The sequence below is a fragment of the Shewanella waksmanii ATCC BAA-643 genome (assembly GCF_000518805.1).
Taxonomy (GTDB): domain Bacteria; phylum Pseudomonadota; class Gammaproteobacteria; order Enterobacterales; family Shewanellaceae; genus Shewanella; species Shewanella waksmanii.
In genome coordinates this window covers 186,823-201,026 of the sequence record NZ_JAEH01000001.1, presented here as the reverse complement: position 1 = coordinate 201,026, position 14,204 = coordinate 186,823, and the positions used below count along the sequence as shown (strand labels likewise).

The following is a 14,204-nucleotide window of genomic DNA, read 5'->3' as shown; positions in this document are numbered from 1 at the left end:
TCTAGTGACCAAAATGCAGTGCGCTATTTTACCCGCTGATATTGCGCTTTTAGGCGGCTAAATCTTGTTTTAGCGGATTGGCTGCGAGAAACTCAAATAAGCCTGTTTGCAAATTGACATTCCAAAAACGGCCCGCCAAAGTCAAACTAAGCAAAGGTGAGCTAAAATCGGTGAGGCCATTGTGCTGCCACTGTTCAAATAGTGGGGTTAAGTGCTTAGCTAGCTTGGCTGGAAGCAAGCGGGTATCGAGCAAACCGGTATCTAATCCACGTTTGATAACCGCATCGAGCGCGGCTGAAGGGTTAGGGGGCATGATCATTTGCGGCACCTGAGCTGGGACAGTTTGCACAGTGTCAGGTGTACTATTATGTGCTTGATGCCATTGCTTTAAATCGCGACCATTCATACAGCCATGGCCATGAATACTGCCACCGGCTCCGGCGCCAAACGGCAGGATTTCAATACCGCTTTTCGCTAAGGTGTTATAAATACTGCGCTCTCTGGCATCTCTGCGCCAATGGCAGCTCGATAGTCTTTGCCAGTTATGAGCTTCGAAGTGGTTCGCGCCAATGGCGTACATATTGGCGCGAGTTTGGCTATCGGCTTGATATTGGCTATTGGCAGGCGCTATCACCTTACCTTTGCCCTTGGCATGATCCATTCGTGAGCCAGACAAACCAATTAATTGATATAGGTCGACACCATGCACACCCGTGTCAATGACCGCCTGCAGATCTTGCTGCCAAACGTCCATGGTCTGCCCAGGTAAGCCAAAGATAAGATCAATGACCACACTGGCACTGGGGTGCTGACTCAGTTCTGCTAAGCGATTCAGTAGCACTGTTTTGTCGTCGAAACGGCCGGCGGCAATGCGCACATCGGTATCGAAACTCTGTACTCCAAATGAAAAACGATTGAAGCCACTTTGATTGGCTGCCTGCCATTTGTCATCGTCAAAGCCGTTGAGCCTACCCTCAAGGGTTATCTCCACATCGTCGACCAATTTAAATCGCTGAATAGCTTCACCTAGTCTGAAAATTTCATCGGCCTGCATGTCAGTGGGTGTACCGCCGCCAACGTAAACAGTGTCGAACGCTCGACTGTTGCCCAATGGGGTATCAGCGGCAATACGCAGCTGCTCAACGAGTGTATCTACATAGCGGCTGACTTTTTCTGGGTTGGTGCCATTTTCAAAAAAGTTACAGAAACTGCAGCGTTTGCGACAAAAGGGCAGGTGGATATATAGCGCCCGCTGCGTGGCTTGGCTAGGTTGCTGCCACCATTGTTGCCATTGCTGACTGTCGAGTGTAAGTGGTCGACTATTGCTGCGTCCTGCGTGGGGAGCACTCTTCACTTTAAAAGCATGTTGCAGCGGGTCGGGACTGTTAATTCCCGTCATTGTGGGGGTAAATTGCATAGCAACCTCATGGTAATCTCTAACCCCGTAATGATAATCATTATCAAGTAAAAAATTGTTGCTATGGATCAAATTTCAACTAAGAAGAGTGTAAATCTGTGTCAATTTTGGCCGGTAATTATCGTTGACGGGTGTAAGTGTTTTTCACGATATAATCGAGTAATGGTTCGGCACTAACATGACGAAATTTCAACGGTTGTATTAGCTCGCCAAACAAGGGAGTACCGGCACCGAGAAGCACAGGAATAGTGGTAATAATCAGTGTGTCGATAAGATCGTGTTGTAAGAATTGTTGAATGACATTGCCGCCGTCAATATACAAGTTGTGGCGACCTTGCTGATGAATATCGTCCAGCACTTGCTCAAGAGGGCCATTAACAATAAAGACCTTACCCTCAAGTTCAGCAGGTAGCGAAGTTAAGCTATTACTGAGAACATAAACCGGTTTGCTGTAAGGCCAGTCGATGCCAAAACTCAACACCACTTCAAAGGTATTTCGCCCCATAACTAGCGCATCAACACTGTCCATAAATGCGCTAAAACCCAAATCATCATTTTGCGGATTCGGAATATCGTGCAGCCAGTCCAAATTATCATCTTTGCCGGCAATGAGACCATCAAGGCTGGTAGCGATATAGACAGTGTTAGTCATGGTATTTCCTCTTTTATATTGATGATGGTGATGCACTAATCGCGTCACAGTTATCGTTTAGGCTTGTATTAACTGTGGTGATAACTTAAAATTCTACAGTGTAGAAAAATGGTATTTTATCGAGACATTATAATGACTGTCAACACCAAGAAACGTGGGCGACCTTCAGCGGCAGGCCAGCCTCTCAATCAGCAACGCATATTGGAACACGCCAAGCAACTTTTGCTAGAGCAGGGCAAAGTGCCCAGTATTAGGCAGTTAGCCGCGCAGTTGCAGGTCGATGCCATGGCGATCTATCACTATTTTGACAACAAGAATTCGTTATTAGAGGCATTGGCCATCTCATTAGTTGACGAAGTAACGTTTGATGCAACAGCTGAGGATTGGCGGGCAGCACTGCTGCAACTGTGTCAGCGCTATCTTGTGCTACTCGATAAGTATGCCGCTTTATTGGAAACCTTATTAACCATGAAATCCACTGGACCTGCCGAGGTGTTTTCCCGTCAACTTGGGCAAGTGCTGCGGCCGTTGCAGCTTGGTGAGCAGCAATTTAACGATCTCCTGTGTTTACTTGCTGATTACTTGCATGGTTTTGCTTTAGCAATGCGCAGCGACACAACCGGCAAATTAACGGTTGAGCAAATTCAAGGGCCCATTACGTTAATTTGCCGTGCTATCACACTAGAACACTAATACCAATCAGTATAAGAATTTGATCTACTCAGCGCGCTTTTTGCAAACTAATTCAAGGCCGGCTAATTCAAAGTGAGTACTGAAACAATGGTTGCTCCCTTGTGAGGTTATTCAACGCAGAAGTAGGTAGCCAAAAACGCGCCAGAATGGCGAGTTTTAGCTGTTCTGATGCTGTGTTAACGAGCTTAACCGTAGAATAACTATGCTCTTCACTCGTTGCCTTGCCTCAGAACCGCTAAACTCTCGCTGAGTGACTAAATGTTTATACTGATTGGTATAAGCTTGTTTTGGTTGGCTAAAATAGCAAAGGCGTTGCGCTATTAGGTTGGTTAACGACAACGGGGTCATAGTGCCAAACTTGGCGAATAGTCGCCGGGGTTAACGTTTGCTCAGGGCTGCCATCTTCTACCACTTGGCCTTGCTCTAGTATCACTAAGCGGTCGGCATAGCGTGATGCTTGATTAAGGTCGTGAAGCACCACGATCACCGCATACCCTTGCTCATGGGCCAAGCGTTTTGCGAGCGATAACACTCGGTGTTGCTGGGCTAAATCCAGCGCCGATGTTGGCTCATCGAGTAGCAAGATAGGTGATTGGGGGGCTTGGGCCAATTGGGTTAACACCCGCGCGAGCTGTACTCGCTGCTTTTCACCCCCTGACAGCGTTGGGTAACTGCGGTCTTTTAAATGCAGTAGATCCACTTGCTCAAGTTGTGACAGCACCAATTGCTTGCCTTGTTGCTGACTGAGGCTAAGGGGGTAAAGTCCCATCTCCACCACCTCATGCACTTTAAACGGGAAGGTTAGCGATGCATGTTGTGGTAATACTGCCATCGATTTTGCAAGTTGCTGTCTATCCCATTGTTCAAGCTTAGCGCCAAACACATCAATGGTGCCATTATCAGCTGCAACCTCTTGGCATAAACTCTTCAGCAAGGTCGATTTACCTGCCCCATTGGGTCCGAGTAAAGCGGTGACTTGTCCGGCTTGAATATTGAGGTTGATATGACTCAATACCGTTTTTTGACCGATGCGCACCGATAGTTTATTGACTTGCAGTACTGTCTTACCTGAGGGCTCGACGTTAGGTGAGGTTTGATTTGTCATTGCTATATCAACCTATGACGCTGCTTGAGCAGTAGTAGAATAAAGAAGGGGGCACCTAGCAGCGCAGTGACTAAGCCCACAGGCAGCTCAGATGGCGCCACCAAAGCGCGTGCACCGATATCGGCTAAAGCTAAAATCGCTGCACCTAGCATGGCACTGAGTGGCAGTAACTGCTTGTGATCTGGGCCTACCATCATGCGCACTAAATGCGGCACCACTAGGCCTATGAAGCCAATAATTCCGGTAGCAGCCACAGCAATTCCTACACCAATGGCACACAGTACAATGAGTTTAAATTTGAGTTTATCCACATCCAGCCCTAAGTGACGGGCTTCAGCCTCGCCAAGCAACAGGGCGTTGAGAGCTTTTGCATTGCGGTTAAACTGCCAGCTGACCAAGGCCAAGGCAAGCAGACTGAGAATCACATAATGCCACTGCGCGCCAGCAATCGAGCCCATTTGCCACAGGGTGAGATCGCGCAGCGCCATATCATCGGCCATGTATGTTAGCAGGCCAATCCCCGCTCCTGCGAGTGCAGCAATAGCAACCCCAGATAACAGCAGAAGCACCACCGAGGTACCGCTTGGACTGCTAGCCAGTCGGTAAACCGCCAATGTAGTTAATAGTCCGGCCACAAAAGCCGACAGTGCCACCATGTACTCACCACCTTGGGGGATAAGTACAATGCAGATTGCGGCGCCAAGCGCAGCGCCGGATGAGACCCCAATAATGCCAGGGTCGGCCAATGGGTTACGGAATAAGCCCTGCATTACCGCGCCGCATTGTGCTAACACTGCGCCAACAGCCAATGCCAACAAGGTGCGCGGCAAGCGCACGTTGTTGATAACCAACTGCTCATGGGGAGCAACACTACCCACTTCTAACTGCGTGGCCCAATTGACAACCGCCTGCAGGCTAACGGTAGGGCTTATTTGCAGTGGACCTATGCTGACAGACATCAAGCTTGTGATCACCAACGCGCTCAGTAATCCAGGCCACAGCCAACGACGATTATCCATGATGTTTCCTAAAGGTTCAGTTTAATACTGTTTAACGTTGATGAAGTCGCTGGCGAGCTTATCGGCGGCTTCAATAGCGCTCAGACCTAAACCACCCAATAGGGCTTGTGGTTTAAGTGCTTGGATTTGCTTATTTTCCCCCGCTGGTGTGTGTGCCAGTAAAGGCATAGCTTTGAGTAGATCACCAACAGGATCATCTACAGCTTTGTCTGAACGATTAGAAATAAGAATCACATCTGGGTTGAGGGCTAAAATGCCTTCTTGTGAAACGGACTTATAACCACTAAATCCCGCTATGTTGTTGCCACCGGCTAATTTAATGATAATGTCAGCGGCGGTTTCATCGCCTCCTACGCGGGCTGGTCTGTCTGCTTGTAACAGCAAAAACAGTACTTTGGGTGCATCACCTTGTTGGGCGATTTGCTGTTGCTTTTGCGCTATATCTTTAAAAGACTGCTTAATGTTGTTTTGCAATACTTCAGCCTCGCCTTGGCGCTGCAGTAACTGACCAATTTGCTCGATATTGCTCAGCAGCTGCGATTGAGTATTGGCGTGTGGCAGCTGTACAACATTGACTTTGGCACCACTGAGTACATCTAAGGTAGCTTTCGGGCCCATGGCATCAGTGCCTAGCAGTAGGTTTGGCGATAATGCCAAGATGCCTTCGGCACTTAGCATACGGTGGTAGCCAAGCTTGGCAATATCATCATGTCCTTGAGGTAAGTGACTGGTGGAATCCACAGCCACTAGTTCATCAACAGCATCGAGCGCTACAACCAGCTCTGTGACCCCTGCACCAGCACTGACCACGCGTTGCGGTGATTCATCGGCTACGGCGCAACTACTCAATAGCATCGCGGTGACAAAACCCAACGCAGATACTAGCTTAGGTTTAAGACTGTTGGACGTAAGGAAAGATGGGTTGTGCATAGGGTTCTCCAAAAATAAGTCGATGTCGGTCACTTAGTGCTTAGCCTAAGGTTCCATTAAAATTTGGGTGTCGCTGATTTGCTGGCGTTGCAATAGTGCCAACACATTCATCAGTGGCTGTACGGGGGCGGATTTGTCAGCGGCTACCACTACTTTAATGTCTGGCTGCGCGTCAAAAGCCTTAATAAACTCCGCTTCAAAATCATCAAAACTGTTAAATTGTTGGCCATCAATTGCCCAATGGGGTTGCTCCACTAAGATATTGATAGCGATATGCTTATCTTGTGAAAGCGCACTGAGCTCAGAGTCTGCTTCTGTGGGAACCTCAACAGGCAGCGTCAGCAGCTGGGTATTAGCCGTCAGTAGTAAGAACACTAACACGATAAAAATGATATCGATTAAGGGGGTGAGGTCGATGCCCAAAGAGGTTGAGGACTTGTCGGTATTAGCGCTAATCATTAGGCTTGCCCTGCCAAGGTTTGGCCGCTGGCGGAACGAGAACTGCAGCACTGGGCTTGCTCACAGGTTGCGGCTTTTGAGCAAATTTGAGCGGTAGTATCACGACCGATACTCAGTGCGCCGTCAAAACCATCAAGCCACAAATTAAGCAAATTAAGCGCATGGGCCAACTTCTCACAGCGTCGTTCCGCCCAAAGGGTAAATAGATGAGCTAAGGTGATGGCTGGAACCGCAATAATTAGGCCTGCCGCAGTCGTATTCATCGCCAGACCTAAGCCTGAAGCGAGTTGAGCCGGGGTGACTGGGCCATCTGATACACCTAGCTCACCAAACATTTCAATCAGACCAAGTACCGTACCGAGTAAACCCAGTAGTGGTGTGACAACCCCAATAATCTGCAGGATCTTTAACCCTGATAGCAAGTGGCCTTTTTGTCTGACTAACCATAAGCTAACGATCTCCTCACGCATGGCACGAGGTTGATCGCTATGACTCAGCAGTAGCGCGGTACCTTGAGCCAACATGCTGCGACCTTTGCTGATATTGGTCATTAACTGTTGCTGTTCTTCTGCGGTTGCCGAACGTGCCTGGGCACGCAATTGCGCCAACCATTTGTCTCGTTTGGGAAGTTCAAATAGCACTAGTGCTAAACGTTCTAAAGTGATTAATAGCGTAATGAAAGCACAGATAAACAGTGGCCAGCTTAGGTAGCCCAGTTGCTCTGACCATTGTTGATATAGTGGTTGCGACATATTTTCTATCCTTTGCGATGAAGGTCATCGCCTTGGTAAATCAAATTGGGTGTGGTTATCCCTAAACTGTTTGGCATCACTATTTGATGCAGCCTAACTCCGAGTTAGGTAATAGCGTTTGCGCCACTTGGCTAATTAAGGGCAAATTTAATTGGTACTCTGACCGTGTAGGCTAAAGCTGTTTGTGGAGAAGGGGCGGCAAATTGCCATTGCTTTACCGCAGCTAACGCCGCCTTGTCTAACAATCGATATCCAGAACTATCTACTAGTTCAAGTGAGAGTTGTTCGCCGAGTTGGTTGAACATCACCTCAATGGTGGCCGTACCCTGTAATCCGCGCTTACGTGCTTTTTTGGGATAATGAGGTTGGGCTGGTGGCGCAGCAAAGGTGGGCTGCTCAATGACCACGTGTTGTTGCGACACGCCTTGTTTAGCCTCACTTTGATTCTGTTCGTGAGCCGGTTCAGTATCGGCTTGGCTTTCAACCATTGTGTCTGGTTCTGGCTTGTTTTTAGCCACTTGAGTCTGTTGTGGTTTGGCTTCAGTTGGCTCTGTTTTGGGGACTTCAGGTTTCTTAACTGGCGGCTTTTCTGCTACTGGCTTAGCTTGTTTGGCTTTTTCAACAGCCTGGGGTTTGCTCGGTTTTTCTATTGGGGAGGTTGATTGTTTTACAGCTTGGTCGTCAGTCACTGCTGGCTGCGAAGGTGTTGCCGCAGTAGCTTGGCTTGCGCGCATTGCAATAGAGACATTGACAGTTTGCATTCCCATTGCGCTGCCTGCACTTAAGGTGAGGTCGGGCTCACTATTTTGTGACGCAAGTACCACTCCTTGCAACAGGACAGTGATACAACCAAAAGCAAAATATCGTTTAGGAGTCATGAGCAACTATCTTAGCTAAAGTCACAACAAACCAAATTTTAGTCCTTAAATTCAGTATGTTAATAATCAATCCAATCCATCATCCAATGGCTGTTTTAACATTAAGTACCGCTAGACTATACGAATAGAAATGAGATCGCAAATGATAATGATTTTCATTTGATCTATATTTTGTTCTCAGGTAAAGTGCCGGAAATAATGATAACGGGTGCCGAATCTTCACGCTTAATGGACTAAATGAGTCGACGTAAGCTACCCCTTTTTGACCATTTGAGGATTGAAACATGACCAAGAAGCCGATAGTTGTCGCCATTGCAATGGCAATAAGCGCGAGCGCAGTTGCTGAGCAAACCACAACAGTCACTGAATTTGACCAAGTACTTGTGACGGCAACCCGAGTCACTGAAAAAACTTCTGAAACTAGCCGCAGTGTGGCTGTTGTGACCGAAGAGCAGCTACAAGAGTCTCAACCCGCATCGGTTGCTCAAGCTTTGAAAAACGAAGCTAATGTCAACGTGACTAACGGCCCTCGTGCGTCGTCGCAAGGGGTTGAAATTCGTGGCTTAGGTGGTCAGCGGGTATTACAAACTATTGATGGTGCTAGACAAAACACCAACTCAGGCCATCGCGGCACTTATTTTATGGATCCGGAGTTACTCAGCTCTGTTGAAGTAGTACGTGGCCCTGCCAGTAGCTTGTGGGGCAGTGGTGCTATTGGTGGCGTGGTGGCGCAAAACACCAAGTCGGCTCAGGATTTCCTAGAGCAAGATGACACTTTTGGTGGTTACTTAAAGCAAGGTTTTGAATCCAATGGCGACCGGTTAAAAACCGGTGGCGCCATCTATGGCTTAACCGACCAAGTCGGTGAGGGCAGTATCGATTGGCTCATAAACGGTAGCTACTACGATAGCAATGATATCAAAATAGGTAATGACCAAACCCTTGAAAACAGTGCTTCTCGTGGCAGTAGTGGTTTGGCGAAGTTAGGCTGGGAGCCAAGTGATGATCAGCGCTTGCAACTTTCTGCACGCTTTTCAGATATCAACGAGCTTGTGCCAAGCAACCCGGCAACTGAAGTCGGTAGCTCGGTGCCACTGGTACGTCGTATGACGACAGACACCAATGTCACTTTAGACTACAGCATCAACCCTACTGACAATGCATACTTAGATCTCAACGCGACACTCTATTGGAATGGCACAGATTACGATGAAGACCGTGTCACCAAAAATCAATTTGATAGCACTAAGTACGAAACATTAGGTTTTAGCCTTAACAATAGCTCTGATTTTGGTATGACAAAGCTGACCTATGGTGTTGATGGTTACCAAGACACCATAAAAACAGTCCGGGATGACAGTGGTCAAGCCGGAGAGCGCCCAGACAGTCTAGATGGTGAAACCACAGTATGGGGTGCATTCACCCGTGCCGATATCGCCCTATCTGACAGCTGGGCTGTTGATGCTGCTGTGCGTTACGATGCCTTTGAAAATCAGAACAACAACCTAAACGCGTCTAGTGATGACAATGCCTTATCACCTTCTGTGGGCTTAACTTGGAAGACCACCCAATGGTTAACCTTAAGTGCGCGCTATGATGAAGCCTTCAGAGCGCCGAGTATTGAAGAGATGTACTCTACGGGTACTCACTATTGTATTCCTTCCATTCCAGGGTTCTTGCCAGACGGCTTATGCAACACCTTTGAAATCAACCCTGATCTGCAAGCTGAAAAAGCGCAGAACAAAGAGATCAAAGCAGATTTTCGTTTTACGAAGTTAGCGGGTGATGATGAGCTGGCGATGACCTTGAGTGTGTTTAGAAACGATGTTGACGACTTCATTGAACAGTCTGTATCTAACCCGCTAATGGGCATTCCAGGCCTTGAACAAACCACCTCGTGGGACAATGTTGATGAAGCGCAGTTGACTGGTTTTGAGTTTTCAACTCGTTATCGCTTTGAACAAACTCGCGTCAACCTAAACTACGGTCAAACCGAAGGTAAAGATAAGGCTAGTGATGAGTACCTGTCTAATATCCCAGCTAAAAAGCTTGCCATCGATCTATCTCAAGGCTTGATGGAAGGTGATGTCAAAGTGGGTACTCGCTTTACCTATGTGGCTGAGCAAGACCAGCTACCTGAAGAAAACCTCAATCAGTATGACGCTTACAAATTGTGGGATGTCTACGTAGCTTGGGAACCAGCAGTGGGGACATTTGAAGGCTTAAGAGTAGATTTTGCAATAGAAAACATCGGTGATGAGGAATATCGCCAAGCGTGGCAAACCTTGTATGAGCAAGGCAGGAACTACAAATTGTCGGCGCGCTATAACTTCTAAGTCAGCCAGTTTGGCCGCTTAGTGAGTGAATAACATTGGAGGTTTTCTTGGCATGTTTGCTGGAAAACCTCTAAGTCATTGTTAAGCAGTCAGTCTTTTTAGGCTGATGCTATTACTATTTTGGAGATATTCCATGTCTGTAACCGTTGCACAAATTCAGCAATACATCACCAATAACCCAGCGGCTATGCCAGCGCAAATTGCCACAGAGCTTAATGTGAGTGAATTTGCAGTGGTGTCCGCACTGCCGACAGAGCAGGTTGCTCTGCTGCCTTTAAGCGAAAAAGATGCCTTGTTAGCAGACCTTCCTCAGTGGGGCACCATGACCACTATTGTGTCTGCTTCAGGCAGCATTTTTGAATTTAAAGGCGCGTTTCCAAAAGGCAAGTATGCCCATGGTTACTACAACCTAATCACCAAGGGTGACGGTCTTCATGGTCACTTGAAACTAGATGACATCAGTGCCATCGCGCTGATAAGCAAGCCTTTTAGAGGCACAGAGAGTCACTCTATTAACTTCTTTGGCGCACAAGGTGAAGTGGTATTTAAGGTTTACCTAGGCAGAGATAAAAAACGTCAGCTGCTACCAGAGCAAGTAGAACGTTTTGCGGCGTTGCGCCAATCGGCAAGCCTAGCCGCTTAAATTACTGTGTGAGCAATATTAACGAGGATAACAACATGACTACGGAAAAAGAGCAGCGCCTGCGAGATAAATTACTGCCAGAAATTGAAGCGTTCAAGCAGGAGCGCCACTCACTGCAACTGGCCACCCAAGATGCGGAAGGTGTGCCTAATGCCAGCTATGCGCCGTTTGCTGTTGCTGATGATGGTTTTTATATTTTAGTCAGTGAGCTGGCTCGTCATGGAACAAATTTGAAAGTATCTGACAAGGTGTCGGTGATGCTAGTTGAAGATGAAGCTAGCGCTAAAAGTGTATTTGCTCGCAAGCGATTGACCTTTGATGCAACTGCACATTTGGTTGATCGCAATAGTGAAACCTTTAGCAAAGGCGTTGATTTATTGGCTCAGCGTTTCGGCGCGATGATAGACAATTTATCCACCTTAAAAGACTTCAATTTGTTCAAGTTGTCACCGCACCATGGGCTTTATGTGAAAGGGTTTGGCCAAGCCTTTAGTCTATCAGGTAACGAACTATTGGACGTGGATTGGAAGCGCGATGGGCATCATGGCACACCAAAATCTGAACTTGCAGATGTGGCCAATTAACGCACTAGCCTAAGGTGCGTTAGCGAGTTTATTTAAACTAACGACAATAGGGTGAAACCCCGCACATATTTCTATACAAATTATTGCGACATAAACAATGCCCGCCCTTGTGCGGGTTTTGTTATTCTAGTGCTTATAACGGGTATAGATCTCGATTCTATCTTTAAGGAATAACTTTGAGTGATTCTACAGCCTCTGCACAGCCGTTAGCGGATAAAGCGGCAACAGCAGACAAAATCCATTCTTCTCCAAGCGCGAAACAGCGCGCTATTTTACCATGGATTGGTGCATTTCTAAGGCCTTATCGCTGGCGCGTAGTGGCTGCGATTGTGTTTTTATTTATTGGCTCTTTGGCATGGTTGTCGCTGGGTCAAGGTGTACGGCTAATGGTCGATGAAGGCTTCTTGGCTGACAACGGCGCTAGGCTCAATGAGATTATTTTACTGGTCATCGCGATTACCGCATTGAGTAGTTCGGCCATTTTTTGTCGTTTTTATTTGATGACTTGGCTTGGCGAGCGTGTCAGTGCCGATATCCGTTTGCAAGTCTACGATCACTTATTGAAATTATCGCCGGGGTTTTATGCCAAGTTGCGAACAGGTGAAGTGATTTCACGCTTTACAGCCGACTCGACTTTGCTGCAATCGGTGGTGGGGCAAAGTTTATCGATGGCTTTGCGTGCCAGTGTTACCGTGATTGGTGGCATCACCATGATGGCATTTACCAGTTTAAAGATGACGGGACTGGTGCTTTTAGCTGTGCCTATGGTGTTAGGGCCTATCTTTTTCTTTGGTCGCAAGGTGCGAGATCTATCCCGTAAAAGCCAAGATAAAATGGGTGACTTAGGCGCCTATGTTGATGAAACATTGCATGAAATTCACACCGTGCAGGCTTATTCTCATGAGGATAAAGATCGCGAGTTATTTAACGACCGTATAGAAGCTATCATGTCAGCGGCCAGTGGACGGATTAAATACCGCTCTATCCTTATCGCATTGGTGATGTTTTTAAGCATACTTGCCATTGCATTGGTCACTTGGGTCGGCGCCCATGATGTGATGAGTGGCAATATTAGTGGCGGTGAGCTGTCTGCATTTATGTTTTATGCGGTAATGGTAGCCGGCTCTGTAGCCACCATTAGTGAAGTGATTGGTGAAATTCAACGCGCGGCAGGTGCCACGGAACGATTGATAGAACTTGTTGAAACACCTATTGATATTCCTGTTGTTGCCCAGCCGGCAGCGCTACCCGCCAAAGTACGCGGCGAGCTACAAGTGCAGCAGATTAACTTTAGCTACAACAATATGCAGCATGCCCTTGAGGGGAGTGCCGACCAAGGACGCCCACCAAGTCGTGTTATCCATGATTTGAGCTTGCATATTACACCTGGCGAGCGAGTGGCATTAGTGGGTGCCAGCGGCGCAGGCAAAAGTACATTGTTTGAGTTACTGCAGCGTTTTTACGTGTTGGACAGTGGCCACATAGCGTTAGATGGCATTGATATCGCCACCTTGTGCCCGCAAACGCTGCGCCAGCAATATGCTTTGGTGCCGCAAGAGTCAGTTATTTTTGCGACCAGTGTGTTAGAGAACGTACGCTATGGCCGCTTAGATGCGAGTGAAGAGCAGGTTAAACAGGCTTGTGTTGCAGCAAGAGCGGATGAGTTTATTACTGAATTCAGTGACGGCTATCAGACCTATCTCGGCGAGCGAGGCGTGCGTTTATCCGGTGGTCAAAAGCAGCGTATTGCGATTGCTCGGGCCATTTTGGCTGACCGTCCTATCTTGTTACTTGATGAAGCAACCAGCGCACTTGATGCCGTTAGCGAGTTAAAGGTAAAACAGGCGCTTGATACATTAATGGTTGGCAAGACCACCTTAATTATTGCGCATCGCTTAGCAACGGTCATTAATGCCGATCGGATTCTAGTTATGGATAAAGGCCAGCTCGTTGCCAGCGGCACGCACCAAGAGTTAATGCAAAGTAGCAGTCTGTATCGTGAGTTCGCCAGTCTACAGCTATTAACCGACGATGGTGACCAGCTTGCCAATAAGCCCGCTGACGATTTAGCAGAGAAAAATGTGTCCTAATAGTTGATTTAGCTCACTAAAATAATGAACCTTTTGTTGGCATAGCACGTACAATTAAGCAGTCATTAAGCTCAGTTGAGGAAGCCATCATGGCAAAGTGGATAGGTATCATCATGTTGTTATTGTCGGGGTGTACCAGTTTACCCGACGATATTACCCCAGTAGATAACTTTGAGTTGCCAAAATATTTAGGCACTTGGTATGAAGTTGCTAGGCTAGATCATAGTTTTGAGCGCGGAATGTCGGCGGTAACTGCGACCTATTCCATGCGTGAAGATGGCGGTGTTAAGGTGCTTAATCGCGGCTTCATTGATGCCGAGCAGCAATGGGACGATGCCCAAGGTAAAGCCTATTTTGTTGACGGCACCGATGTGGGCCACTTGAAAGTGTCTTTTTTTGGTCCTTTCTACGGTGCCTATGTGGTGTATGAACTCGATGCCGAGTATCAGTACGCATTTATTACCAGCTATAGCCGCGACTATCTGTGGTTTTTGTCGCGAACTCCCACAGTGGACGAGGCATTAATGGCGCGCTTTAGTCAGCAAGCCAAGCAGATGGGCTTTGCCAGCGAGCAGATCATCTGGGTCGATCAAAGCCGCAACAACTAACATGAAACAGGGAGCGAAAGCTCCCTGTTTTTTTATTG

The 14,204-nt window shown here is 47.4% G+C and carries 14 protein-coding genes; 6 read left to right on the top strand and 8 right to left on the bottom strand.

All coding sequences use genetic code 11. The features are described from left to right. Positions 1 to 49 precede the first annotated feature (49 nt). A complete protein-coding gene (hutW, locus tag L865_RS22800) occupies positions 50 to 1,417 on the bottom strand; it encodes a heme anaerobic degradation radical SAM methyltransferase ChuW/HutW (RefSeq protein ID WP_037470262.1) in 1,368 nt (455 codons plus the stop codon). 118 nt (positions 1,418 to 1,535) lie between these two features. Then, on the bottom strand, positions 1,536 to 2,069 hold the full coding sequence (locus L865_RS0100920) for a dihydrofolate reductase family protein (protein ID WP_028771501.1): 534 nt from the start codon (positions 2,067 to 2,069) through the stop codon (positions 1,536 to 1,538). Positions 2,070 to 2,201: 132 nt separating this feature from the next. Between L865_RS0100920 and L865_RS0100915 the strand changes: the two genes are divergently transcribed. Beyond that, positions 2,202 to 2,762: a TetR/AcrR family transcriptional regulator gene (locus L865_RS0100915; protein WP_028771500.1), complete on the top strand. Its 561-nt coding sequence runs from the start codon at positions 2,202 to 2,204 to the stop codon at positions 2,760 to 2,762. A 295-nt stretch (positions 2,763 to 3,057) separates the two neighbouring features. On the opposite strand, the gene L865_RS0100910 is transcribed toward L865_RS0100915, so the two are convergent. The 6 genes from L865_RS0100910 to L865_RS0100885 all read right to left on the bottom strand — a co-directional run bounded on the left by L865_RS0100910 (position 3,058) and on the right by L865_RS0100885 (position 7,905). Continuing rightward, positions 3,058 to 3,867 (bottom strand): heme ABC transporter ATP-binding protein, encoded by an 810-nt coding sequence (locus L865_RS0100910; protein WP_028771499.1) that lies wholly within the window; start codon positions 3,865 to 3,867, stop codon positions 3,058 to 3,060. A gap of 2 nt (positions 3,868 to 3,869) precedes the next feature. Next, complete coding sequence (locus L865_RS0100905) at positions 3,870 to 4,886, bottom strand: FecCD family ABC transporter permease (RefSeq protein ID WP_028771498.1); 1,017 nt, start codon at positions 4,884 to 4,886, stop codon at positions 3,870 to 3,872. Positions 4,887 to 4,907: 21 nt separating this feature from the next. Further along, a complete protein-coding gene (locus L865_RS0100900) occupies positions 4,908 to 5,816 on the bottom strand; it encodes a heme/hemin ABC transporter substrate-binding protein (RefSeq protein WP_028771497.1) in 909 nt (302 codons plus the stop codon). 45 nt (positions 5,817 to 5,861) lie between these two features. Continuing rightward, positions 5,862 to 6,275, bottom strand: a complete 414-nt coding sequence (locus L865_RS0100895) for an ExbD/TolR family protein (RefSeq protein ID WP_028771496.1) — start codon at positions 6,273 to 6,275, stop codon at positions 5,862 to 5,864. Beyond that, complete coding sequence (locus L865_RS0100890) at positions 6,275 to 7,027, bottom strand: MotA/TolQ/ExbB proton channel family protein (protein WP_028771495.1); 753 nt, start codon at positions 7,025 to 7,027, stop codon at positions 6,275 to 6,277. The genes L865_RS0100895 and L865_RS0100890 overlap by 1 nt, the downstream gene beginning before the upstream one ends. A 131-nt stretch (positions 7,028 to 7,158) precedes the next feature. After that, positions 7,159 to 7,905, bottom strand: a complete 747-nt coding sequence (locus tag L865_RS0100885) for an energy transducer TonB (protein WP_028771494.1) — start codon at positions 7,903 to 7,905, stop codon at positions 7,159 to 7,161. Between the two features lie 284 nt (positions 7,906 to 8,189). Here L865_RS0100885 and L865_RS0100880 point away from each other — a divergent pair, with 284 nt between their 5' ends. The 5 genes from L865_RS0100880 to L865_RS0100860 all read left to right on the top strand — a co-directional run bounded on the left by L865_RS0100880 (position 8,190) and on the right by L865_RS0100860 (position 14,166). Then, positions 8,190 to 10,241: a TonB-dependent hemoglobin/transferrin/lactoferrin family receptor gene (locus L865_RS0100880; RefSeq protein ID WP_028771493.1), complete on the top strand. Its 2,052-nt coding sequence runs from the start codon at positions 8,190 to 8,192 to the stop codon at positions 10,239 to 10,241. A gap of 133 nt (positions 10,242 to 10,374) precedes the next feature. After that, on the top strand, positions 10,375 to 10,884 hold the full coding sequence (gene hutX / locus L865_RS0100875) for a heme utilization cystosolic carrier protein HutX (RefSeq protein WP_037470261.1): 510 nt from the start codon (positions 10,375 to 10,377) through the stop codon (positions 10,882 to 10,884). A gap of 35 nt (positions 10,885 to 10,919) precedes the next feature. Beyond that, entirely contained in the window at positions 10,920 to 11,468 is a 549-nt protein-coding gene (gene hutZ / locus L865_RS0100870) for a heme utilization protein HutZ (protein ID WP_028771491.1), read from the top strand. 176 nt (positions 11,469 to 11,644) lie between these two features. Continuing rightward, positions 11,645 to 13,558 carry an ABC transporter transmembrane domain-containing protein gene (locus L865_RS22795; RefSeq protein ID WP_425423590.1) on the top strand — a complete coding sequence of 638 codons (1,914 nt, stop codon included), beginning with the start codon at positions 11,645 to 11,647 and terminating at the stop codon, positions 13,556 to 13,558. Positions 13,559 to 13,647: 89 nt separating this feature from the next. Next, positions 13,648 to 14,166: a lipocalin family protein gene (locus L865_RS0100860; protein ID WP_037470260.1), complete on the top strand. Its 519-nt coding sequence runs from the start codon at positions 13,648 to 13,650 to the stop codon at positions 14,164 to 14,166. The last annotated feature ends 38 nt before the right edge of the window (positions 14,167 to 14,204 follow it).

Excerpts from the sequence above, each read along its gene's own strand:
- L865_RS0100905 (WP_028771498.1), bottom strand. The coding sequence starts at position 4,886 with ATGGATAATCGTCGTTGGCTGTGGCCTGGATTACTGAGCGCGTTGGTG.
- hutZ (WP_028771491.1), top strand. The coding sequence starts at position 10,920 with ATGACTACGGAAAAAGAGCAGCGCCTGCGAGATAAATTACTGCCAGAA.
- L865_RS0100895 (WP_028771496.1), bottom strand. The coding sequence starts at position 6,275 with ATGATTAGCGCTAATACCGACAAGTCCTCAACCTCTTTGGGCATCGAC.
- L865_RS0100860 (WP_037470260.1), top strand. The coding sequence starts at position 13,648 with ATGGCAAAGTGGATAGGTATCATCATGTTGTTATTGTCGGGGTGTACC.
- hutX (WP_037470261.1), top strand. The coding sequence starts at position 10,375 with ATGTCTGTAACCGTTGCACAAATTCAGCAATACATCACCAATAACCCA.
- L865_RS0100910 (WP_028771499.1), bottom strand. The coding sequence starts at position 3,867 with ATGACAAATCAAACCTCACCTAACGTCGAGCCCTCAGGTAAGACAGTA.
- L865_RS0100880 (WP_028771493.1), top strand. The coding sequence starts at position 8,190 with ATGACCAAGAAGCCGATAGTTGTCGCCATTGCAATGGCAATAAGCGCG.
- L865_RS0100890 (WP_028771495.1), bottom strand. The coding sequence starts at position 7,027 with ATGTCGCAACCACTATATCAACAATGGTCAGAGCAACTGGGCTACCTA.
- hutW (WP_037470262.1), bottom strand. The coding sequence starts at position 1,417 with ATGCAATTTACCCCCACAATGACGGGAATTAACAGTCCCGACCCGCTG.
- L865_RS0100920 (WP_028771501.1), bottom strand. The coding sequence starts at position 2,069 with ATGACTAACACTGTCTATATCGCTACCAGCCTTGATGGTCTCATTGCC.
- L865_RS0100900 (WP_028771497.1), bottom strand. The coding sequence starts at position 5,816 with ATGCACAACCCATCTTTCCTTACGTCCAACAGTCTTAAACCTAAGCTA.
- L865_RS0100915 (WP_028771500.1), top strand. The coding sequence starts at position 2,202 with ATGACTGTCAACACCAAGAAACGTGGGCGACCTTCAGCGGCAGGCCAG.
- L865_RS0100885 (WP_028771494.1), bottom strand. The coding sequence starts at position 7,905 with ATGACTCCTAAACGATATTTTGCTTTTGGTTGTATCACTGTCCTGTTG.